This window comes from Bradyrhizobium icense (assembly GCF_001693385.1).
GTDB lineage: Bacteria > Pseudomonadota > Alphaproteobacteria > Rhizobiales > Xanthobacteraceae > Bradyrhizobium > Bradyrhizobium icense.
Genome location: NZ_CP016428.1, coordinates 7,825,860 through 7,846,669, shown reverse-complemented (window position 1 = coordinate 7,846,669; position 20,810 = coordinate 7,825,860). Strand labels below are relative to the sequence as shown.

At 63.4% G+C, this 20,810-nt stretch carries 21 protein-coding genes; 11 read left to right on the top strand and 10 right to left on the bottom strand.

All coding sequences use genetic code 11. The annotated features are described in order from the left end of the window. Position 1 precedes the first annotated feature (1 nt). Entirely contained in the window at positions 2 to 1,360 is a 1,359-nt protein-coding gene (locus LMTR13_RS36390; RefSeq protein ID WP_065731948.1) for an aromatic ring-hydroxylating dioxygenase subunit alpha, read from the bottom strand. A gap of 97 nt (positions 1,361 to 1,457) precedes the next feature. Between LMTR13_RS36390 and LMTR13_RS36385 the strand changes: the two genes are divergently transcribed. Continuing rightward, a complete protein-coding gene (locus tag LMTR13_RS36385) occupies positions 1,458 to 2,249 on the top strand; it encodes an IclR family transcriptional regulator domain-containing protein (protein WP_065733260.1) in 792 nt (263 codons plus the stop codon). On the opposite strand, the gene LMTR13_RS36380 is transcribed toward LMTR13_RS36385, so the two are convergent. Continuing rightward, positions 2,230 to 2,430: a hypothetical protein gene (locus LMTR13_RS36380; RefSeq protein WP_065731947.1), complete on the bottom strand. Its 201-nt coding sequence runs from the start codon at positions 2,428 to 2,430 to the stop codon at positions 2,230 to 2,232. The two genes, LMTR13_RS36385 and LMTR13_RS36380, sit on opposite strands and share 20 nt — an antisense overlap. 49 nt (positions 2,431 to 2,479) lie before the next feature. Next, on the bottom strand, positions 2,480 to 3,385 hold the full coding sequence (locus LMTR13_RS36375) for a helix-turn-helix transcriptional regulator (RefSeq protein WP_065731946.1): 906 nt from the start codon (positions 3,383 to 3,385) through the stop codon (positions 2,480 to 2,482). Between the two features lie 126 nt (positions 3,386 to 3,511). Here LMTR13_RS36375 and LMTR13_RS36370 point away from each other — a divergent pair, with 126 nt between their 5' ends. From LMTR13_RS36370 to LMTR13_RS36345, 6 genes are all read left to right on the top strand, one after another. Next, positions 3,512 to 5,059, top strand: coding sequence for a benzoate-CoA ligase family protein (locus LMTR13_RS36370; protein WP_065731945.1), 1,548 nt, complete (start codon positions 3,512 to 3,514; stop codon positions 5,057 to 5,059). Positions 5,060 to 5,227: 168 nt separating this feature from the next. Beyond that, complete coding sequence (locus tag LMTR13_RS36365) at positions 5,228 to 6,046, top strand: alpha/beta fold hydrolase (RefSeq protein ID WP_065731944.1); 819 nt, start codon at positions 5,228 to 5,230, stop codon at positions 6,044 to 6,046. A gap of 36 nt (positions 6,047 to 6,082) precedes the next feature. Next, complete coding sequence (locus tag LMTR13_RS36360) at positions 6,083 to 6,598, top strand: DUF309 domain-containing protein (RefSeq protein WP_065731943.1); 516 nt, start codon at positions 6,083 to 6,085, stop codon at positions 6,596 to 6,598. 106 nt (positions 6,599 to 6,704) lie between these two features. After that, complete coding sequence (gene boxC / locus LMTR13_RS36355) at positions 6,705 to 8,393, top strand: 2,3-epoxybenzoyl-CoA dihydrolase (protein WP_065731942.1); 1,689 nt, start codon at positions 6,705 to 6,707, stop codon at positions 8,391 to 8,393. 136 nt (positions 8,394 to 8,529) lie between these two features. Beyond that, positions 8,530 to 9,966 carry a benzoyl-CoA 2,3-epoxidase subunit BoxB gene (gene boxB / locus LMTR13_RS36350; RefSeq protein ID WP_065731941.1) on the top strand — a complete coding sequence of 479 codons (1,437 nt, stop codon included), beginning with the start codon at positions 8,530 to 8,532 and terminating at the stop codon, positions 9,964 to 9,966. Positions 9,967 to 9,991: 25 nt separating this feature from the next. Continuing rightward, positions 9,992 to 10,276 carry a hypothetical protein gene (locus LMTR13_RS36345; RefSeq protein ID WP_065731940.1) on the top strand — a complete coding sequence of 95 codons (285 nt, stop codon included), beginning with the start codon at positions 9,992 to 9,994 and terminating at the stop codon, positions 10,274 to 10,276. A gap of 147 nt (positions 10,277 to 10,423) precedes the next feature. Here the strand turns inward: LMTR13_RS36345 and LMTR13_RS36340 are convergent, their stop codons facing one another. Both LMTR13_RS36340 and LMTR13_RS36335 read right to left on the bottom strand, forming a co-directional pair. Further along, positions 10,424 to 11,224, bottom strand: coding sequence for an SDR family oxidoreductase (locus LMTR13_RS36340; RefSeq protein WP_065731939.1), 801 nt, complete (start codon positions 11,222 to 11,224; stop codon positions 10,424 to 10,426). A 205-nt stretch (positions 11,225 to 11,429) separates the two neighbouring features. Then, positions 11,430 to 12,488, bottom strand: a complete 1,059-nt coding sequence (locus LMTR13_RS36335) for a polysaccharide deacetylase family protein (RefSeq protein WP_065731938.1) — start codon at positions 12,486 to 12,488, stop codon at positions 11,430 to 11,432. A gap of 167 nt (positions 12,489 to 12,655) precedes the next feature. Here LMTR13_RS36335 and LMTR13_RS36330 point away from each other — a divergent pair, with 167 nt between their 5' ends. The 4 genes from LMTR13_RS36330 (at position 12,656) to LMTR13_RS36315 (ending at position 17,031) form a co-directional block, all read left to right on the top strand. Next, positions 12,656 to 14,050 (top strand): OmpA family protein, encoded by a 1,395-nt coding sequence (locus LMTR13_RS36330; RefSeq protein WP_065731937.1) that lies wholly within the window; start codon positions 12,656 to 12,658, stop codon positions 14,048 to 14,050. Between the two features lie 2 nt (positions 14,051 to 14,052). Then, positions 14,053 to 14,349 (top strand): hypothetical protein, encoded by a 297-nt coding sequence (locus tag LMTR13_RS36325; protein ID WP_065731936.1) that lies wholly within the window; start codon positions 14,053 to 14,055, stop codon positions 14,347 to 14,349. A 277-nt stretch (positions 14,350 to 14,626) separates the two neighbouring features. Then, positions 14,627 to 15,685, top strand: coding sequence for a putative bifunctional lysylphosphatidylglycerol flippase/synthetase (locus LMTR13_RS36320; RefSeq protein WP_065731935.1), 1,059 nt, complete (start codon positions 14,627 to 14,629; stop codon positions 15,683 to 15,685). A gap of 44 nt (positions 15,686 to 15,729) precedes the next feature. Further along, positions 15,730 to 17,031: an ATP-binding protein gene (locus tag LMTR13_RS36315; RefSeq protein ID WP_065731934.1), complete on the top strand. Its 1,302-nt coding sequence runs from the start codon at positions 15,730 to 15,732 to the stop codon at positions 17,029 to 17,031. Between the two features lie 84 nt (positions 17,032 to 17,115). Here the strand turns inward: LMTR13_RS36315 and LMTR13_RS36310 are convergent, their stop codons facing one another. From LMTR13_RS36310 to LMTR13_RS36290, 5 genes are all read right to left on the bottom strand, one after another. Next, positions 17,116 to 17,820, bottom strand: coding sequence for an SCO family protein (locus LMTR13_RS36310; RefSeq protein WP_236843237.1), 705 nt, complete (start codon positions 17,818 to 17,820; stop codon positions 17,116 to 17,118). Between the two features lie 36 nt (positions 17,821 to 17,856). Beyond that, complete coding sequence (locus LMTR13_RS36305; protein WP_156795924.1) at positions 17,857 to 18,129, bottom strand: hypothetical protein; 273 nt, start codon at positions 18,127 to 18,129, stop codon at positions 17,857 to 17,859. A gap of 14 nt (positions 18,130 to 18,143) precedes the next feature. Further along, a complete protein-coding gene (locus tag LMTR13_RS36300; RefSeq protein ID WP_236843236.1) occupies positions 18,144 to 18,686 on the bottom strand; it encodes a TlpA family protein disulfide reductase in 543 nt (180 codons plus the stop codon). A 216-nt stretch (positions 18,687 to 18,902) separates the two neighbouring features. Then, positions 18,903 to 19,346 carry a DUF411 domain-containing protein gene (locus LMTR13_RS36295; protein ID WP_065731931.1) on the bottom strand — a complete coding sequence of 148 codons (444 nt, stop codon included), beginning with the start codon at positions 19,344 to 19,346 and terminating at the stop codon, positions 18,903 to 18,905. Positions 19,347 to 19,372: 26 nt separating this feature from the next. Beyond that, the gene (locus LMTR13_RS36290; protein WP_065731930.1) at positions 19,373 to 20,803 is read right to left on the bottom strand and encodes a multicopper oxidase family protein; all 1,431 of its coding nucleotides are present in this window, start codon (positions 20,801 to 20,803) and stop codon (positions 19,373 to 19,375) included. Between the last annotated feature and the right edge of the window lie 7 nt (positions 20,804 to 20,810).

Sequence of the window (20,810 nt, the reverse complement as noted above, 5' to 3'; positions counted from 1 at the left end):
ATCACTCCGCCGCCGACAAATGCTGGATCTTGCCGGAAATCTCAGCCGGCACCGGCGCCGCCCATGGCGCGCCGCGGCGGCGCTTGACGTCGACTTCCATCCAGTAGATTTCCCAGCCCAACGTCGGTCCGATGCCGTCCATGGTGGCAGGCCCCTGAATGCTGCGCGCATGCGCGGCGTCGAGGAACAGCATCGGCTTCTCGCCGCCCGTCACCTTCTCGATCTCCTGCCGCAGCAGCCGGCGATACTGCACGATCGCCTTGTCCGATTGTCCCAGATGCTCGTTGGTGCGGTCCTGGATCGGGCCCATCGATTCCACCGCCCATTGATCGTGAACGTTGATGTCGGTGCCCATGCCGGTATAGGTCGCAGTCGCCTGTTCGTGCGGATCGAAGCCGTAATCGTTGCTCTTGTTCTTCCGCGACTTGTAGTCCGGCAGTTCGTAGAGTTCGAGCCGCTGTTCGCGCATCTTCTTCTTGTCGACCGGCGCCGCATAGCTGGTGAAGATCGCGTACCAGTAGCAGTTCTCGTCATCGATGGGCACGTGCCACTGCGTGATCGTCATCTCCGTGCTCATCGGGATGACGAAGCCGTGCGGGAAGAGCTGGTTGGTGACGCGCACATGGGTGCGCTCTTCGTCGATCTCGCGCAGCGCGATCAGGCGCAGGCCGTATTCGGTGTGCTCGACATTGATGATCGGGTTGTCGTACTCGCGCAAAATCTTCGTCATCGGCAAGTCGCTGCCGGCGGACGCGCCGCGGAACTGCTTGCCGTAGGCGGTTGACGTGTCCTCGTCCTCGAAGAAGCGATGCAGGAAGGACGCGTGCGCCGGATCGATGCCGACTTCGAGCGCCTGCAGCCAGTTGCAATTGATGTGGCCCTTGAACGCAAAGGTATGGCTATCGGGCGCCACAAAGCAGTCGATCTCCGGAAATGCCGGCGGCTCGCCTTCGCCGAGATAAGCCCAGAGGATGCCGCTCTTCTCGACCACGGGGTAGGAGCGCTGCTTGATACCCTGGCACAGCTTCGAGTCCCTCGGCTCGGCCGGCGTCTCCAGGCACTGGCCGGAGACATCGAACAGCCAGCCATGGAAGGCGCAACGCAAGCCGCCATTCTCCAGCCGTCCGAACGCGAGGTCGGCGCCACGATGCGCGCAGTGGCGGTCGATCAGGCCGTAGCGGCCTTGCTCGTCGCGAAACAGCACGAGATTTTCGCCGAGCAGCTTTACGGGGCGCACAGGCCTCGGGCCCTGCAGCTCGTCCACCAGCGCCGCCGGCTGCCAGTACATCCGCATCAGCTTTCCGCACGGGTCCTTGCGGCCGGTGCGGGTGATCAGGTCGTTCGCTTCCTGGCTCATCATGGCGAGGATCTCCGGTTGCTGGATTTGTTCGCCTATTGAACTTTTGTGCGATTCTAACGTAGACTGGTCGTTAGGCAAGCGGATTATGGAGGCAGCGATGCCCAAGCTTAAACGCGCGGCAAACGCAGACAACCGCGGCGCGACCGATTTCATCGAAAGCCTCGACCGTGGCCTGCGTGTGCTGGAAATATTCGGCGGCAGCCGGCAACCGATGACGCTGAGCGACCTCGCCAAGGCCGCCGACCTGCCGCGCGCGACCGCGCGGCGCATCCTCTTCACGCTCGAACGCGCCGGCTTCGTCGCCACCGACGGCAAGCTGTTTCGCCTGATGCCGCGCGTGCTGGTGCTGGCATCAAGCTATCTCGCCTCCAACCATGTCGTCTCCGTGTTGCAGCCGGCGCTGGATCGACTGTCGAGCGGGGCGCAGGAGATCGCGTCGATGGCGATCCTCGACGGCAACGATGTCGTCTTCGTCGCGCGCGCCAGCCCGACGCGAATCTTCTCGGCAGGGATAGACATCGGCTACCGGCTGCCGGCCTTCTGCACCTCGGTCGGCCGCGTGCTGCTGTCGCGGCTGTCCGACGACGAACTGGTCGCGGCGCTTGATAGGATGGAGCTTGCGCCGCTGACGCCGTTCACCGTCACCGACAAGAAGCTGCTCCTGAAGACGATCGTTGCCGATCGCGCGCAAGGCTATTCGCTGGTCGATCGCGAAGCCGAGCCGGGATTCCGTTCAGTCTCCGTGCCGGTCCGCCGCTACGACAGTGCGATCGTCGCCGCCATCAACATGGGCGCGCATGTCGACCGCGTGTCCGCGGCCGAGATGATCGAACGCTTCCTGCCGCGATTGCGCGAGACGGCGGCATCGGTCAAGTCGATGCTGGTGTGAGACCGAAATGGCGGACGATGTTCTGCGCGGTCGCTTCCGCCGAATTCAGGTCGGTGTCCAGCCGGACACAGTCGCGCCGCGGCACCGCCGTGAAGTCGTAGCTATCGAGAAATCTGGTGAGGGCTTCGCCTGAAGCTATCTTGCGCCGCGCTACCCGGTCGGGATTGCCGACCCGCTTCATCGCTTCTTCGCGCGAACAAGGCGCGCGGATGTCGCTTTCGCAGAAAAGTTCACGACACCGCGCTGCGCAGGCCGAACGCGTGCTTGTCGTGCAGCACCGGCGCAACCGCATCGCTCAGCCGCGCCGCCGCCGCGTCGACGGAAAGCCCGGCGGTATCGACCACGGCTGACGCCCGCGCATAGAGTGGCTCGCGGCTGATGAGGATGTTGCGCAACTCTGCCATTGCCGAGCGATCGTCCGCCATCGGCCGCAAATCGCCCTGGCGGCGGACGCGGGCCATGTGCTCCTCCGGCTCGGCCTTCAGCCAGATGGTGTAGAACGACGACAGGATCAGGTCGAAGGTCAACGGCTCGGAGACGATGCCGCCGCCGGTCGCCAGCACCATCAGCTCTTTCCGCGCCAGCAACTGCCCGAGCGCCGCCTGCTCCATGCGCCTAAAACCTTCCTGGCCGTAGAGCGCGATGATCTCGGCGACGGACAAGCCGTTCTGCGCCTCGACCTCCTTGTTGAGCTCGACGAATTTCCAGCCGATCTTTTTTGCCAGCATCCTGCCGAGCGTGGATTTGCCGGCGCCGCGCAGGCCGATCAGGGCAATGCCGGCAAACGAAATCCGCCGCTGCGCCGACGGACCGCCGCCAGCCAGCGCGTCCTTGGCCTGAGCGATCTGCGCCGGCGTTGCCTTGCGCAGGAGATCGCGAATGACGGCCCAATCCGGTGCGGGCTCAGCCGAAGGAATCAGATCTTCGAGATGCGCGCCCATCGCGTTCGACACGCGCCGCAGCAGCACGATCGAGACATTGCCCTTGCCGCTTTCGAGCTGCGCGATATAGCGCTCGGAAATTCCGGAAACCTTGGCGAGCACTTTTCGCGACATGCCGCGGAGGGCGCGCATGGTGCGCACACGCTGGCCAAGCTGCTCGAGAAAGCCGGATTCGGGGTCGCTGGCCTCGGTCATTTCCCTCGTTCAGCTTTACCTGCTGGTGAACGGATTTCGGAAACATAATGCCGATGAGGATTGACAGCAAGCGCAGCCGGTGTCTTTGTATGAATTATAATTCTTAAAACTCAGGGGAGAAGCGTCGTGAGCGGCACGTCCGGTTCGTACAATGCGGTGACTTGGCTGCTCGACCGCAATGTCGAGGAGGGGCGCGGGGCCAAGCTCGCCTTCACCGACACCGTCACCGAACTCACCTATGGCGAGCTGCAGCGGCAGACCCGACGGGTCGCCAACATGCTGCGCCGGCTCGGCGTCCGCCGCGAAGAGCGCGTGGCGATGATCATGCTCGATACCGTCGATTTCCCGTGTGTGTTTCTCGGCGCGATCCGCGCCGGTGTCGTGCCGGTGCCGCTCAACACGCTGCTGACGGCGGAGCAGTATGCCTACATACTTGGAGATTGCCGCGCGCGCGTCCTGTTCGTCTCCGAAGCGCTGCTGCCGGTCGTCAAGGATGTCGTCGGGCGGATGCCGGACCTCGAACACGTCGTCGTGGCGGGCAAGGACGCGCACGGCCACAAAAAGCTTTCAGACGAGCTGGCGCGCGAGAGCGATACGTTTGCGACCGCGGCGACACATCCCGATGAGCCGGCGTTCTGGCTGTATTCGTCGGGCTCGACCGGCATGCCCAAGGGCGTGCGGCATCTGCATTCCAATCTGGCCGCCACCGCCGAAACCTACGCCAAGCAGGTGCTCGGCATTCGCGGGGACGACGTTTGTCTGTCGGCGGCAAAATTGTTCTTCGCCTATGGCCTCGGCAATGCGCTGACGTTTCCGATGTCGGTCGGCGCTTCCACGGTCTTGCACACCGAACGGCCGACGCCAGCTGCGATGTTCGCGTTGATGAACAAATACAACCCGACCATTTTCTACGGCGTGCCGACGCTGTTCGCCGCGATGCTCAACGACGAGACGCTGAAGGACGCGCGCGCCGGCAACCGCCTGCGTATCTGCACCTCCGCCGGCGAAGCGCTGCCGGAATCGGTCGGCAACGCCTGGAAGGCACGCTTCGGCGTCGACATTCTCGATGGCGTCGGCTCGACCGAGCTGCTGCACATCTTCCTTTCCAACGCGCCCGGCGACATCAAATACGGCTCCTCCGGCCGTCCGGTGCCCGGCTACAAGGTGCGGCTGGTCAATGAGGCCGGCGCCGAGGTAGCAGATGGCGAGGTCGGGGAATTGCTGGTCGATGCGCCCTCGGCAGGCGAGGGCTACTGGAATCAGCGCGCCAAGAGCCGTTCGACCTTCGAAGGCCACTGGACCCGCACCGGCGACAAGTACATTCGCGACGCCGACGGCCGCTACACCTTCTGCGGCCGGAGCGACGACATGTTCAAGGTTTCGGGCATCTGGGTCTCGCCGTTCGAGGTGGAGAGCGCGCTGATCACCCACCCGGCCGTGCTCGAAGCCGCCGTCGTTCCCGAAGCCGATCCCGAAGGATTGTTGAAGCCGAAAGCTTTTGTGGTGCTGCGCGCCGGCGCCAAAACCGATGATCTGCATGAGGCGCTGAAGGAACACGTCAAGCAGAAGATCGGCCCATGGAAATATCCGCGCTGGATCGACGTGGTGGACAGCCTGCCGAAGACGGCGACGGGTAAGATTCAGCGGTTCAAGTTGCGGGATGGCGCATCGTAACCTCTCTCACGTCGTTCCTGCGAAAGCAGGGACCCATACGCTCCGGCTTATCCGTCGACGCGCATGTGCGAGAGTTACAACGAAGGCCGGTGATTATAGGTCCCTGCGTTCGCAGGGACCACCTCAGCAAGGAGCGCGACGTCTGGATCACTTTCGGAAAGCTTACGCATGACAACCCTAACCCCATCAGGCTTCCTCACGGTCGGCGCTTCCCATCTCGAATACCGCATGGTCGGCCCGTCGCCCGAGCACGCGCCTGTTATCGTCATGCTGCATGAGGGACTCGGCTCGACCGGCCTGTGGGGCGATTTTCCCGACAAGCTGCAGGCCGCGACCGGCGCCGGCGTGTTCGCGTATTCGCGCGCGGGCTACGGCGCATCGACGCCGGTGAAACTGCCGCGGTCGCTCGACTACATGCATGTCGAGGCGCTCGACGTGCTGCCGAAACTGCTCGACAAGATCGGGTTTCGCCGCGGCCTCTTGCTCGGTCATTCCGATGGCGCCTCGATCGCGGCGATCTATGCGGGCTCGCACCAGGATCACCGCGTGCAGGCCCTCGCGCTGATCGCCCCGCATTTCATCGTCGAGGACATTTCGGTGGCCTCGATTGCGAATATCCGGAACGCCTACGAGACCACGAATTTGAAGGGGAAGCTTTCGCGCTGGCACAGGGACGTCGACAACGCCTTCTATGGCTGGAACGGCGCCTGGCTCGATCCGGAATTCCGCAACTGGGATATTTCCGAATACCTCGCCTATATCCGCGTGCCGATAGCGATCCTGCAAGGCGTGGACGACCAGTATGGGACCCTGCGCCAGGTCGAGATCGCCCGGGAAGAGTGCTATTGTCCGGTCGATGTGACTGTGATTCCGTCCGCGGGACATCAGCCGCATCGCGAAGCGCCGGAGGCGACGCTCGATGCGATTTCGGAATTCGCAAAGGCGGTGTTGCACACAGGTAACGGCTCGCAGGGACGGGCCGCCTAACGCATTTGTCCATGCGCTTTCCGGGGCGATGCCCCGATGATCGCACCCCCAGCCGCCGGCAATCTTCCGTTGCCTCGCTGGGCCTATGTGCCGGGCGAGGCCGGCGCGGCGAATGCCGATTACGAAACGCTGGCGCAGATCACAGCTCTGGTACCGGCGCGCTTCCAGGGCTACGTGCCGGCGCGCCACCCGGCGCTACGCTACGGCATGGCGCTCAACGATCGCGGCTATTTCTGGGAGGCGCAGGAGATCCTGGAGACGGTATGGGCGGCGGCGCCGCAAGGCGGCCGCGAACGAATCTTGCTGCGCGCCTGTATCCTGATCGCGACCGCCAATCTGCGGCTGCGAATGCAGAAGCCGCACGTCGCCGTGCGGCTATTCGGTGAAGCGCTTGGCGAGCTCGACGCGCTGGGCATGCGGAATGCGGGTGGCGACGGCTTTGCCGACGGCTTCCCGGTTGCGGCGCTGGCGGCCCTTATCAAGGCGAAACTTGAGCAGCCGCAGCTCGGCAAGGCCGATTGGGTCGCCTTCGCGGCCACTGGCCGAACATGAAACAAAATGCATGTTCTGGCGCTTTTAGCTAGACTCAATCAAAAACATGCACTATTGTGCATCTAACGAACCAATCAAATCCTGAGAAAACGACAGAGGGTGGCTCATGGCCGGTGAAGATCGCGTCCTTGCGGGGGGAGCGAAATACATCGATTTTCAAACCGATCCGTCGCGCTACCGCCACTGGAAGCTGGCGGTCGAGGGCGAGGTCGCGACGCTGACCATGGACGTCGACGAGAATGCCGGCTTGTTCGAGGGCTATCAGCTCAAACTGAATTCCTACGATCTCGGCGTCGACATCGAGCTGGCGGACGCCGTGCAACGGCTGCGCTTCGAACACCCCGAAGTGAAGGTGGTGGTGATGCGTTCCGGCAAGAACCGCGTGTTCTGCGCCGGCGCCAACATCCGCATGCTGGCGGGTGCGACCCACGCCCATAAGGTCAATTTCTGCAAATTCACCAACGAGACCCGCAACGGCCTGGAAGACTCATCCGAGAATTCCGGACAGCGCTTCATCACCGTCGTCAACGGCACGGCGGCCGGCGGCGGCTATGAACTGGCGCTGGCGACCGACCACATCATCATGGCCGATGACGGCGCTGCTGCCGTCGCGCTGCCGGAAGTGCCGCTGCTCGCGGTGCTGCCGGGCACCGGCGGCCTGACGCGCGTGGTCGACAAGCGCAAGGTGCGCCGCGACCATGCCGACTTCTTCTGCACCATCGAGGAGGGCATCAAGGGCAAGCGTGCGGTTTCCTGGCGGCTGGTCGACGAGATCGCGCCGAACAGCAAGCTGGACGCCAAGGTTGCCGAGCGCGCCAAGCAATTCGCCGCCGCCTCGAAGCGCAGCGGCACCGGCAAGGGCATCACGCTTGCGCCGCTCGACCGCACCATCGATGAGGCCGGCATCCGCTACGGCTTTGTCAGCGTCGATATCGACCGCGCCGCGCGCATCGCGACCATTTCGATCAAGGCGCCGGAGGCCGCGCCGCCCGCCGATATCGATGGCCTGATCGGGCAGGGCGCGTCGTTCTGGCCGCTGCGGGTGGCGCGCGAGCTTGACGATGCGATCCTGCATTTGCGCATCAACGAACTCGAAATCGCGATGCTGGTGTTCAAGTCGCACGGCGATCCCGCCAACGTCGTGGCTTGCGACGCCTTCCTCGAAGCCAACAAGGCGCACTGGCTGGTCAACGAAATCAGGCATTACTGGAAGCGCGTGTTGAAGCGCATCGACGTCACCTCGCGTACGCTGGTGACGCTGGTCGAGCCCGGCTCCTGCTTTGCCGGCACGCTGGCCGAACTCGTGTTCGCCGCCGACCGCTCCTACATGCTGATCGGCTCACGCCAGGGCGACAACCGGCCGCCGCCGGCGATCCAGCTCACCGCGCTGAATTTCGGTCCCTACCCGATGAGTCACGGCTTGACCCGCCTGCAATCGCGCTTCCAGGCCGATCCATCCGATCTGGAGCGCGCGGAAGCCACCATCGGCACCACGCTTGATGCGGAGGCGGCCGAAGAACTCGGCCTCGTCACCTTCGCACTCGACGACATCGATTGGGACGACGAAGTCCGCGTGTTCCTGGAGGAGCGCACGTCCTTCTCGCCCGACGGCCTCACCGGCATGGAAGCGAACTTGCGCTTCGTGGGTCCCGAGACCATGGAATCGAAAATCTTCTCGCGCCTCACGGCGTGGCAGAACTGGATCTTCCAGCGCCCCAACGCGGTCGGCGAAGACGGCGCGCTGCGCCGCTACGGCACCGGCCAGAAGGCGCAATTCGACATGACGCGGGTTTGATTTCGTGTCCCGGACGCTGCACGGCGTCGGTGGCGCGGCTCGCAGAGCTTAACAGGTCCCGGCTCTGCGGCACGCTGTCTTGCGTCGCCTGGCGTCCGGGGCACGAGACTGGAAAAGGAGCAGGCCCATGAATTACATGAACGTCGATTATTCGACCAAGATTCCCAACAACGTGAATCTCAGCGAAGACCGCCAGGTGCTCAAAGCCCTGGAAGGCTGGCATCCCGGTTACATGGATTGGTGGGGCGACATGGGGCCGGAAGGTTTCCAGCAGTCGCTGGTCTACCTGCGCACCGCGTATTCGGTCGATCCGCGCGGCTGGGCCAAGTTCGACTATGTGAAGATGCCGGAATATCGTTGGGGCATTCTTCTTGCTCCCCAGGAAGAAAATCGCGTCATTCCCTTCGGCGAGAATTACGGCAAGCCGGCCTGGCAGGAAGTCCCCGGCGAACACCGCGCCACGCTGCGCCGCCTGATCGTGATCCAGGGCGACACCGAGCCTGCCTCCGTCGAGCAGCAGCGCCATCTCGGCAAGACCGCGCCCTCGCTCTACGACCTGCGCAACCTGTTCCAGGTCAATGTCGAGGAAGGCCGCCATCTCTGGGCGATGGTCTATCTCTTGCAGAAATATTTCGGCCGCGACGGCCGCGAGGAAGCCGACGATCTGTTGCGCCGCCGCTCCGGCGATGCGGATAGCCCACGCATGCTCGGCGCCTTCAACGAGGCGACGCCGGACTGGCTGTCGTTCTTCATGTTCACCTACTTCACCGACCGCGACGGCAAAATGCAGTTGCACAGCCTCGCGCAATCCGGCTTCGATCCGCTGTCGCGCACCTGCCGCTTCATGCTGACCGAAGAGGCGCACCACATGTTCGTCGGCGAGACCGGTATCAGCCGCGTCGTGCAGCGCACCTGCGAGGCGATGAAGGCCGCCGGCATCACCGATCCTACCGATGTCGCCAAGGTCCGCGCGCTCGGCGTCATCGACCTGCCGACCATCCAGAAGAAGCTGAACCTGCACTATTCGCTGTCGCTCGATCTGTTCGGCTCGGAAGTCTCGACCAACGCGGCGAATGCCTTCAACGCCGGCATCAAGGGCCGCTACAAGGAAACCCAGATCGACGACGACCATCAGCTCAAGAACGCCACCTATCCGGTGTTGAAGCTGGTCGACGGCGTGATCAAGCGCGTCGACGAGCCGGCGCTCACCGCGCTCAACATGCGGCTGCGCGACGACTACACGCAGGATTGCGTCAAGGGCATGCTGCGCTGGAACAAGGTGATTTCGACCGCCGGCTATCAGTACAAGCTGACGCTGCCGAACGTCGCCTTCCACCGCCAGATCGGCGAGTTCAAGGACGTCCATGCCACGCCCGACGGCGTTCTGATCGACGACGCCACCTGGAACCAACGCAAGGGCGAATGGTTGCCTTCGTCGCAGGACGGCGACTTCATTGCCTCGCTGATGAAGCCGGTGACCGAAGCCGGCCAGTACGCTTCCTGGATCTCGCCGCCGAAGGTCGGCATCGACAACAAGCCCGGCGATTTCGAGTACGTGAAGATCGAAACCTGAACCCCCGCAATCGGGGAGCAGTAACATGGACCCCGACCGCGACCTCGAAGAACTGACCCGCGACCAACTGGTCGCGGAGGTGAAGCGCCTCAGGGAAGGCATCCGCGCGCACCGCGACAGCACCGGTCACGATTTGTGCTGGCACCATCCCAATCTCTGGGGCCTCTTGCCCGAGCGGGTCACGCCAGACGTGGCTGTCCCGCCCTGGCCAAAATTTCTGCGCGGGTGCCTGCGCTACCGGGAAGCCTTGGAGCGCGAGCTGCCCAACGCGCCGAAGGCTGATTTCGAGTATGACAAGGGCGAGACGTGATCTCTCCGTCGCCCCGGCCTTGAGCCGCGGGCCCATAACCACCGACCGTCGTTGTTATCAAAACAAGTCCACCATCGTGTTCTATTGATGCATCACGCGGTGTCGGTCCCGGCGTTCGCCGGGACGACCTTGACCTGGGACCGTAGCCTACCCCGCAATCTCACTCCCCGCCGTGGCGTACACCACGCCGCCGTCGACGGCGATCGTATTGCCGACGACATAATCCCCCGCGCGCGAGGCGAGGTAGATGGCGATACCGGCCATATCCTCGTCGGTGCCGACGCGCCGTGCCGGAACGCGCTTTGCCACTTCATCGGCGTGGTCGCGCGCGGCGCGGTTCATGTCGGACTTGAAGGCGCCCGGCGCAATCGCGGTGACGTTGATATTGTCCTTGATCAACTTGGCCGCCATGCGCCGCGTCAGATGGATCACCGCAGCCTTGCTCGCGGCGTAGGAATAGGTCTCCGTCGGATTGACGAAGATGCCGTCGATGGAGGCGATGTTGATGACCTTCGCCGGCCGCTCGGGCGATGCCGCCGCGCGCAGCGGTTTCGCCAGCGCCTTGGTCAGGAAGAACAGCGACTTGACGTTGAGGTCCATCACCTTGTCCCAGCCGCTTTCCGGGAATTCGTCGAATTCCGCGCCCCACGCCGCACCCGCGTTGTTGACGAGGATGTCGAGCTTCGGCTCAAGCTTGATGATTTCGGCGGCCAGCCTTTCGCAGCCTTCGACCGTTGAGATGTCGATCGGCAGCGCAATGCATTCGCCGTCATAGGCGGCGGTGAGTTCTTTGGCGGTTGCCTCGCAGGGACCTGCCTTGCGCGCGGTGATGTAAACCTTCGCCGCGCCCTGCGCGAGAAAGCCGGCCGCGATCATCTTGCCTATGCCGCGCGAGCCGCCCGTCACCAGCGCGACGCGGCCCTGAAGCGAGAACAGATCCTTGAACATTGCGTTCCTCCATTGGCTTTGGCGGAGGTTTTGGGCGCGGGAGCAAGGCGAGTCAAGGACACCAGTTTTCGTCGTCCCTGCGAACCGCAGGGACCCATAACCACAGGCCGTAATTGCTTTGGTAGATGCCCTCCTACGTCAGCTCAACTGATGAGCCGCGGCGTATGGGTCCCTGTGGTTCGCAGGGACGACGTGTGGAGAGATTTCAGGCCGCGTCGATGCGGCGAAAGCCGTTCCACATCGCGGTGGCGGCGCCGGAGGTGAGAACGGGGAGGACGCGCGCGTCCTGGTAGTTGCCGTTCAGCGAGACCCGCTGCAGCGCGGTTATATGGCTGGCGCTTTCCGGGAAGATCATGCCCGGCCGCGTCGTCACCGCGGTCTTGAAGCCTGCCACTTTCGCCAGCCTGAATTCCCGCTGGCCCGCGGCGATCCGGTCGCCATAGGGATAGGCGAGATGAAGCACCGGCCGCTGCAACGCTGCTTCGATCCGCGCACGGCTTTCGGCCAGCTCGAACGAAGCGATCTCTTCGCTCTGCCGCGCCAGATCGCAATGCGTGACCGTATGCGCGCCGATCGTCACCAGGGGATCGTCCGCGAACGCCTTCAATTCTTCCCAGGACATGCAGAGCTCGCGGGCGATGAGAGACTCGTCGACGTCGTGGCGCGTGCATAGCGCGGAGATTTCGCGCTGCAGGTCGTGTTCGCCCGGAAGTCGGCGCAGCCAGCCATGCGTGCGGTCGAAGGCGGCCTGCTTGGCTGCCGGCGTCGAGGTATCGAGCCGGGTCGCGGTGCCGCCGATCGGGACTTCGATCGAGGAAGCCTTGGCGATCGCTTTCTCGAGCGCGACCCACCACAACCTTCCGGTGCCCTCGGCGAAATCGCTCGTCACGTAAACGGTGAGGGGCGCGTCAAACTCACGCATCACCGGCAGGGCGTAATCGCGGTTGTCGCGATAGCCATCGTCGAGCGTGAAGCAGGCGAAGCGGCGCGCAAAATCGCGCTCCTCAAGTCGCTGATGCATCTCGTCCATGGTGACGATGTCGACGTCGAGCGTGCGAAGATGCGCCAGCATCGCCCGCAAGAACTCCGGCTCGACCTCGAGATGATGATTGGGCTGAAACTCGCCGTCGCGGCGCGGCCGGACGTGATGCAGCATGAAAATGACGCCGACACCTGCGAAGATTGGTCGCAGCAGGTAGTGCGCTCCGGAGAAGTACAGCGCTTCCAGCCCGGCGCGAATGACGGCGTTGCGAAGCAGTTTCATCGAGATGCGGGCTGCCCGGTTAACTACGGGGACGAAACTAGCGACAGACCGCTGAAGAAACTGTTAGCCGGGCCGATATCCGGACCCTTTCGCGTCTGCGACATTTCGGGTTTGACAGTCCTGCAAGGGTTTGTTTTCTCTGCATTCCAGACCCGGCGGGAACTCGAATGCGCGGACTTTTCAGGTGGAGTAGCAAATGGTGGCCGGGTGTCATTCCGCTGGTCATCTTTTGGGCCATCGCAGCCTGGACGAGCACCGAACGGCTGGAAGCCGATGTGACGCAGCGTTCGGCCGCAGCCCTCAAAGACACCATTCTCGATAAACGGCGGATCTCGGTTGCAGGTCGCGACGTGACGCTGGCCGCGGATGCATTCTCGGAAGATGGCCGGCAGAGTGCGGTGGCTTCGGTGGAAGCGGTACCGGGCGTGCGTTTGGTTAACGACGAAACCCGGCTCGTTCCCGAAGCCAAGCCGTTCGTCTGGTCGGCTGAACGCGACGTCGTGCGGGTCACGCTGTCGGGCAGTTCGCCCCTGCCGGCGAGCAAGGGCCGGCTGCTGGAGGCGGCGCGCGCCAGCCTCGGTGGCGTCGAAGTGGTCGACCGGACCAATCTGTCGCGCGGGGCGCCACCGCGTTTCGACAATGCCGCGCTGCTGCTGATCGACCAGATCGGCAAGCTGAAGGACGGCAAGATCACGTTGTCTGACACCAAAGTCAGCCTGTCGGGCATGGCACGCGAACTCGGCGGCCGCGAAGCCATCGCCGCCGCGCTGAAAAATCTGCCTGACGGCTTCTCAGTCGTAGCCAACGAGATCAAGGCACCGCCGTACATTTTCCAGGCCTACAAGGATCCCGTCGCGGTAACGCTGACGCTGACCGGCAACGTGCCCGACAACAATGTTCACGCCGCGCTGGTGGCCGCGGCAGGACGCAAGTTCTTCAAGGAAAAAGTCGTCGATAATCTCAAGCCGAGCGTCGGTGCGCCCACCGGCTTCGCCAATGCGGTGGTGCCCGCGCTCGGCGCGCTGTCGCGGCTGTCGACCGGTACGCTGGTCGTCTCCGACCGCGAGGTGAAGCTGTCGGGCGATGCGCTCTATGAAGCCGCCGCCAGTCAGATCCGCGTCGGCCTCGGCAAGGACTTTCCGCAGGGCTGGCAGTTCAAGCCTGAAATCTCGGTCAAGCCGGCCGCGGCGCCGGTGGATGCGACGGTCTGCCAGCAATTGTTTACCGAACTGCTCGGCAAGGCCCGAATCCGCTTCGAATCCGGCAAGGCTGACATCGTCGCCGATTCCGCAGGCCTCCTCGACCGCCTGATCGAAACCGCGTTGCGCTGTCCGGCCGCCAATATCGAGATCGCCGGGCACACCGATGCCGATGGCGACGAGGCGGCCAATCAGGCGCTGTCCGAGAAGCGTGCGCAGGCGGTCGCCGACTATCTGGTTAAGGCGGGATTACCCGCCAACCGGTTCAGTGCGGTCGGCTACGGCTCGACGCAGCCGATTGCGGGTAACGAGACCGACCAGGGCAAGGCGCAGAACCGTCGCATCGATTTCGTGGTGAAGTAAGCATGGCCTATCTGACCACATTCTACTGGGGCTGGCTCTTGGCATCGGTGCTGCTCGGCTTCGCCATGGGCTGGATATCCGTGGTTCAGCACGGCGAAGGCATCTCGCGGAAATGGCGGTGGGCGCTTTCGGCTTTGGTCGCGGCACTGGTCGCAGCCGCGCTCGCGCGCGTCGTGCCCGGCCGTTTCGGCTACTGGCTCGACCTCGGCCTGATCATGTTCGCACTCTACCTCTGCGGCTGTGCGGTCGGGTCATGGTTGCGCGACTGGGTGGTCTCGCGCAGTGCGCCGCCGGCCTGAGTGCATCATGCGCCGGCCAGCTTCACCGCCATCACTGTCACGGGTTGTTGACCAGCCCCTGCTATGCTCCGGAACCGCTGCGGGGCGGCGGGAAGGCAGCAAAACTGCGCTACCGCCGTCATCAACCACGCCTAATATCTTGAAGCAGCGCGTTTTATTGTCGTCAGGCGAATTCCACTCCGGCCCAAAACGCGCTACCAGAGGGGCAAGGGAGCCGCGTAGCGGCGGCGGGGTTCGCGCCATTGCCGTCGTCGCAGAAGCGCAATTCGAGGTGTAGATGCTGGAAGCAATACGCAGGGCAACTTCGTTTCTGCGCCAGAAACAGGTCCTGCATAAGCTCGGGGTCCTTATCAGCGTCACGGTCATCGCCGTTGCGTGCTACGTGCTCTATCACATGCTCCGCGGCATCGACACCAACGAGGTGATCGACGCCATCAAAGGCACCGAGCCGCGCCGGATCGCGCTGGCCGCCCTGTTCGTGGCGGCGGGCTATTTCACGCTCACCTTCTATGACTGGTTCGCCGTCCGCGCCATCGGCCAGCACCACGTACCCTACCGTATCAGAGCGCTGGCCGCCTTCACCTCCTATTCGATCGGGCACAATGTCGGCGCCAGCGTCTTCACCGGCGGCGCGGTGCGCTACCGGATTTATTCGGCCTGGGGGTTGAACGCGATCGACGTCGCCAAGATCTGCTTCCTGGCCGGGCTGACCTTCTGGCTCGGCAATGCCGCGGTGCTCGGATTGGGCATTGCCTACCATCCGGAAGCCGCCGCCGCGATCGATCAACTGCCGGCCTGGCTCAACCGCGTTGCAGCGTTCGGAATCCTCATTGCCCTGGTCGGCTATGTCGCCTGGGTCTGGGCCCAGCCGCGCGGCGTCGGCCGCGGACCGTGGACGGTCACCCTGCCGGGCGGCCCGCTGACGCTCCTGCAGATCGCCATCGGCATCGTCGATCTCGGCTTCTGTGCGCTGGCGATGTACATGCTGGTGCCGGACGAGCCCGATATCGGCTTTGTCGTCGTCGCGGTGATCTTCGTCTCGGCGACGCTGTTGGGGTTCGCCAGCCATTCGCCGGGCGGGCTCGGCGTCTTCGATGCCGCCATGCTGGTCGGCCTCTGGCAGATGGACCGGGCGGAACTGCTCGCCGGCATGCTGCTGTTCCGTGTCCTCTATTATATCGGACCATTTGTCATATCTGTAATCTTGCTGACGCTTCGGGAGATTATCATCGGCGCTCGATCGAAGCGTCTGCGCGATTTGGCGCCTGTCGCCGACCCCGAGCCGAGGCATGAGGCTGCCGTCTATGTGCGCGAGCGTGGAGACACGGGCACCTGATGATGCGGCGGGCGCCTCATGAATAGAGGAAGAAAGCCTGCGCCATGGCAATAGACGATTCCAGCTCTTCCTCCTTCTTTGCACCGTGGCCGGACCGGTTGCGGCATTCGGCCATCATCCTGTTGGCTGCGGGGCTGGCGCTTTGCGCGCTGGTGCTGTTGGCCGATCTCTCGCTGGCGCGCGCCGTGGCGGTCTTCATCTGCATCGCAGCCGCGGCGCTGGTGCCGTGGCGTCTGCATGATTCCGCCGGCTCCCGCGAAGACGTCCGCGCCGTCAGTCCGGTCGAGTCCGCCGCCGTCAGCGCGGTCGTTGCCGGCATGCCGGATCCGGCCGTGCTGCTCGACCGTGCCGGCCGCGTCATTCATCTCAATGTGGCGGCGGCCCAGCTCGCGCCCGCGCTGCGCAAGAACGAACTTGCCCAGTTCGCGCTGCGGTCGCCCGAGATCATCACCGCGTTGCGCGAGGCGATCGCGACCAGCGAGCCGCGTCGCGCCAATTATCTCGACCAGGTGCCGGTTGACCGCTGGATGGAACTGGTCATCACGCCGGTGCCGGTGCCGACGCTGTTCGGCGGCACCGAAAGATGCATGCTGATGACCTTCCACGACCAGACGCCGTTGCGCAGGGTCGAGGAAATGCGCGCCGATTTCGTTGCCAATGCCAGCCACGAGCTGCGCACGCCGCTCGCCGCCCTATCAGGCTTCATCGATACGCTGCAGGGCCCGGCCAAGGACGACGCCAAGGCGCGCGAGCGCTTTCTCTCGATCATGCATACGCAGGCGACCCGGATGGCGCGGCTGATCGACGATTTGCTGTCGCTGTCGCGGGTCGAACTGTCGGCGCATGTGCGCCCCGAAGCCTGCGTCGATATCGTGCCGATCATCCGCCAGGTCGCCGACGGGCTGGAGCCGCTGGCAAGGGAGCGCCAGGTCGCGATCGAGATCGACCTGCCGGACATGCCGGTCGCGATTGCAGGCGATCGCGAGGAACTGTTGCGGCTGTTCGAGAACCTGATCGAGAACGCGCTCAAATATGGCGCGTCCGGCGGGAAGGTAATCGTCTCGCTGAGCCAGATCGGTTCGGGTGAGGGCGCGCCGGAAGTCCGCGTCATGGTCCGCGATTTCGGCCCCGGCATTGCGCCAGAACACCTGCCGCGGCTGACCGAGCGCTTCTACCGGGTCGACGTCGGCGATAGCCGCGCGCAGGGTGGAACCGGGCTCGGCTTATCCTTGGTGAAACATATTCTTAACCGCCATCGCGGCCGGCTGTTGATCGAAAGCGTGCCGAAAAACGGTGCCACCTTCACCGCCTGTTTTCCCCAGGCCAAGCCCCCGACGGCAAGTTAAAGCCCGGCCCTTCCGATGCCTTGATCCTGTCACCCAGGTATCACCAAGCGCTTGCGGCGTTGCGCATACGTTTGGGGCGCGCGATCAGGATCCGAACAACCTCTTGATCTTTTCCCACACGCCGGGCGCGATGTGGCCATGCGGCTTCTCAGCGTCATTGACCAAGGCGTTGACGAACACGACGAGATTGGTTGGCTCGAACTTCAAGCCGTGGAAACTGGCTCGCCAGCGACCCTGGCTGTCGATGACATGCGTCACGATGCTGTGGATTTGATAGCCCCCCGGCGTCTTGTCGAACCGATGGCCGAACCGCTCCGCGAGGTTGCGTGTGGCATCCTCCGACTGATCAGATCTGGTAGTCAGAAAGAGCCAGTTTGCGGAATCGAGCCTGTGAGCCTGGCCGTAGTGGCGGAGAACGTCTGACGTATCCTTGCTCGGGTCCGTAGTGATGCTGATGAACTGGACCTGCGTTTTCATCGGCGACTGATTGATCAGGCCCTGGATCTCGGCGATCCGGTCGGCGTGCAACGGGCATATGTCAGGACAGCTGGCGTAAATGAAATTCAGGACGACCACCTTGCCGCGGAAATCCGCGAGGCTGGTCGTCCGCCCCTCCGCATCCTGAAGGGTGAATTCGGGCGCTGCTTTGTCGACGGCCTGGAAATACTTCTCCCGATCGCCCAGCATGCCCTCGAGTTCCTTCAGGGAATGTGCCGAGACAGCCGAGGCAACCGTTGCCAAAGCGACCGCCAGAGTTAGGACCAATGGGATTTGCATTTCAGCCTCCATTTTGAACGCGCCCGCTGAAACACCATGAGCGCCAGTTCAGCTCTCGTTATCGGGCGCTGTTGGTGCGCGCCTGCGCCACTGATCATTAGGCCGACCAGTGCCGCGGTTCTGCATCATGCTGCTGCAGTGATCCATCATCCCGCTCATCTGGTGCATCATCTTCGTAATGCCCATCGTGCCTCGAGCAGGATCGCCGTCCATCATGCGGTGGCGGCTCGTCGAGCTGTCCTGCGCGTAAAGCGTCTGCGCGGCGATTGTCGCCACAACGATTGCGGTAGCGAGTGCGAGTGTAGTTCTGAGCTTCGGCATGAGCTTTTCTCCCTTCATTTGGCGACGAGTGCCTTCAGCCATCGAAGGCCGCGCGCGAGCAGTCCCGGCGTTGATTCGTGACGATCGTCGTTGTGGGCAACCTGCTCGATTGAATCGACTTTCCTTGCGATGATCGACTTCAGGAATTCCGTTATCTCAGGCGCGTCCCATTCGGCCGGCCCTATGACGCGAACAATCTCTTGTCCGTTGCGATCGAGGATCAGCGTGGTCGGCAGTCCGACTGCATCGAGCCGCCGGACGGCCTGACCAGACACATCGAGGTAGATCGGGAGATTCTTGATCGCAATTTCACCATAGAATTTCTTTACCGCTTCGATTCCGCCGCGATCAATCGAAACGGGCACCACCGCGAAACCATCGCTGCCCAGGATCGACTGCAGACGATCGAGAGCCGGCATTTCGAGCCGGCAGGGGACGCACCAGGTCGCCCAGATGTTGAGGACGACAACCTTCCCCGTGAATTCGGCAAGGCTCTGACTGGCTCCGGTTTCAACTTCGAATGTGACCGCTGGCACCGCCTTCGGTGCCGGATGCATGACAAAGTTCTGCGGTACCGCCCGTGCCGCTCCGTGTTGGGTCAGTAAGGCGACAGCGGCCGCTGCGGTCAATCGGGCGGCCGAACGTAGTGCGATGCGAGCGACGCCGTTCATTGCTGCCGCAGGCTCCTCATCATCGAGAGTTGGAATGTCGTCTGGGCGTTCATGTCATTTTCGCTCGTGGTTGAAGGCATCCGATGATCGGCATTTCTTCCCTTATTCCGTGGCGTAGATCTTTGGTGGCGCGCCACCCCTGGTGACCGCGTAAATCGTGAAGGGCCCATGTTTGAAGCCGGTCATGCCTGGAGATCCCTCCGGCATGCCGGGAAGGGTGATTCCGGCGATGGCCGGCTGCTCCGACAGCAGCTTCCGGATCGTGTTCACCGGGACATGTCCGTCGATCACGTAGCCGTCGACGAACATCGAGTGGCAGCCCTGGAATTTTTCGGGGACACCGGCTTTGCTGCTGATCTCGGCGAGATCGTTGGTTGGCTTCACGTCGACGGTGAAGCCATGCTGCCGAAGGTATGCAGCATACCCCTCACAGCAACTGCATTGCGGGTTCTTGTACAACGTCGCCCGGGTCGGCTCAGCTAATGTCGGCAGCGGCAGCACCAGCATCGCGAGTGTGGCGCCAAGGCAGAAACTTCGTCGGTTCATTTCATTCTCCTTTACAGGTGGAATGCTCATACAACGCGCAGCACTGTCATCATGCCCGAGACCTGATGGTCGGTGACGTGGCAGTGCATCATCCAGTCGCCGGGATTGTCTGCCACGAAAGCGACCTCGACAGATTCCTTTGGCGGTACGAGAACGGTATCGGCCCATTGCCGATGAGGGGCTGCCGTTCCATTGCGGGTCATCACCCGAAAGCTGTGGCCGTGTAGATGCATCGGATGCCACCAGGCCGTTTGGTTGCGGATGATCAGCACGTAGCTTCGGCCAAGCTGGAGCGTCAGCAGCGGCGGCATGTCCGCGTGGCCATCGCCGGTCATGGACGTGCCGTTAATGGCCCAGCTCGCGCCGTGCGACATGCCCTGCATGCCGCCCATTCCCATCATGCCCCCGCCGCCCATCATGCCGCCTTGCAATCGCAATTCGCGGCGCTCCGCAGCGGCCAAATCCGGTTCCGGTAAAGGATTGCGCGGAAGGGAAGGCGAAGGTTCGAGATGATGGGCGCGGAGCGGTGGCTTGTCTTCGTAGACGAGCTGCGTGAGCCAGTAGGAAAGCCCCTCGTAAAAATCGTCGATGACCCGGTAGCGCCGTCCCGGTTCGCCTTGCATGTCGATCATGAGATCGATGCGCATCGCCGGACCAAGCACGACACGGCCGCGTTCGGGCTCGTGGGGATCGCAGGGCTGGCCGTCGATCGCCACGATCGCCGGACGGTGACCCTCGAAACGGAGCGACATAATTCGCGCCAGTGAACTGTTCACGAGACGCAGTCGTACGCGCTCGCCCGCGCGCACCGGCACCTCGTCTGTTATGGCCCCATTGAGAGTTACCGTGTTGCCGACGCGGCCCGACATCGCCGCCTCCATCGCGTTACCAAAGCCGGCTGCGATTTGCGCTTCGGATGTCAAGCGCCAGTCCGACAGCATCCAGACAAGATCGCGATCAGCGGATACCGCTGTCGGCTCCTCGACGATGAAGGCACCCGCCATACCCCGCCCGAGTTGCCGCAGACTGTCAGCATGCGGGTGGTACCAGAACGTCCCGGCATCGGGCGGCGTGAATTCGTAGGTGAAGCTTTCGCCGGGTTTGATCGGCGGTTGCGTGAGACCAGGAACGCCATCCATGGAATTCGGTAGACGGATGCCGTGCCAATGCACGGTCGTGTCTTCCGGCAGTTGGTTCCGGACGACAACGCGAACGCGCTCGCCCTGGCGCACCCGGATTTCCGGACCGGGAATGCGATTCCCATAGCACCAGACATCCGTGGGCGGATAAGGCGCGCCGACGATCGGTGCTCGACCAGGTGCGGCGGTGAGCTCGATCACGTTCGGTTCTGCCGGTGCAGCGCGTGCGACACGCGCCAACGAGGTTGTCGTAGCGAGCACGGTGCCGCCAATGAGGAGTGCGCGGCGGCTGATCGCCGGACCCGAATGAGAGTGCATTTCGAAA

Coding starts and splice junctions, on each gene's coding strand:
- LMTR13_RS36390 (WP_065731948.1), bottom strand. CDS start 1,360: ATGATGAGCCAGGAAGCGAACGACCTGATCACCCGCACCGGCCGCAAG.
- LMTR13_RS36385 (WP_065733260.1), top strand. CDS start 1,458: ATGCCCAAGCTTAAACGCGCGGCAAACGCAGACAACCGCGGCGCGACC.
- LMTR13_RS36380 (WP_065731947.1), bottom strand. CDS start 2,430: ATGAAGCGGGTCGGCAATCCCGACCGGGTAGCGCGGCGCAAGATAGCT.
- LMTR13_RS36375 (WP_065731946.1), bottom strand. CDS start 3,385: ATGACCGAGGCCAGCGACCCCGAATCCGGCTTTCTCGAGCAGCTTGGC.
- LMTR13_RS36365 (WP_065731944.1), top strand. CDS start 5,228: ATGACAACCCTAACCCCATCAGGCTTCCTCACGGTCGGCGCTTCCCAT.
- LMTR13_RS36360 (WP_065731943.1), top strand. CDS start 6,083: ATGATCGCACCCCCAGCCGCCGGCAATCTTCCGTTGCCTCGCTGGGCC.
- boxC (WP_065731942.1), top strand. CDS start 6,705: ATGGCCGGTGAAGATCGCGTCCTTGCGGGGGGAGCGAAATACATCGAT.
- boxB (WP_065731941.1), top strand. CDS start 8,530: ATGAACGTCGATTATTCGACCAAGATTCCCAACAACGTGAATCTCAGC.
- LMTR13_RS36345 (WP_065731940.1), top strand. CDS start 9,992: ATGGACCCCGACCGCGACCTCGAAGAACTGACCCGCGACCAACTGGTC.
- LMTR13_RS36340 (WP_065731939.1), bottom strand. CDS start 11,224: ATGTTCAAGGATCTGTTCTCGCTTCAGGGCCGCGTCGCGCTGGTGACG.
- LMTR13_RS36335 (WP_065731938.1), bottom strand. CDS start 12,488: ATGAAACTGCTTCGCAACGCCGTCATTCGCGCCGGGCTGGAAGCGCTG.
- LMTR13_RS36330 (WP_065731937.1), top strand. CDS start 12,656: ATGCGCGGACTTTTCAGGTGGAGTAGCAAATGGTGGCCGGGTGTCATT.
- LMTR13_RS36325 (WP_065731936.1), top strand. CDS start 14,053: ATGGCCTATCTGACCACATTCTACTGGGGCTGGCTCTTGGCATCGGTG.
- LMTR13_RS36320 (WP_065731935.1), top strand. CDS start 14,627: ATGCTGGAAGCAATACGCAGGGCAACTTCGTTTCTGCGCCAGAAACAG.
- LMTR13_RS36315 (WP_065731934.1), top strand. CDS start 15,730: ATGGCAATAGACGATTCCAGCTCTTCCTCCTTCTTTGCACCGTGGCCG.
- LMTR13_RS36310 (WP_236843237.1), bottom strand. CDS start 17,820: ATGGAGGCTGAAATGCAAATCCCATTGGTCCTAACTCTGGCGGTCGCT.
- LMTR13_RS36305 (WP_156795924.1), bottom strand. CDS start 18,129: ATGCCGAAGCTCAGAACTACACTCGCACTCGCTACCGCAATCGTTGTG.
- LMTR13_RS36300 (WP_236843236.1), bottom strand. CDS start 18,686: ATGCATCCGGCACCGAAGGCGGTGCCAGCGGTCACATTCGAAGTTGAA.
- LMTR13_RS36295 (WP_065731931.1), bottom strand. CDS start 19,346: ATGAACCGACGAAGTTTCTGCCTTGGCGCCACACTCGCGATGCTGGTG.
- LMTR13_RS36290 (WP_065731930.1), bottom strand. CDS start 20,803: ATGCACTCTCATTCGGGTCCGGCGATCAGCCGCCGCGCACTCCTCATT.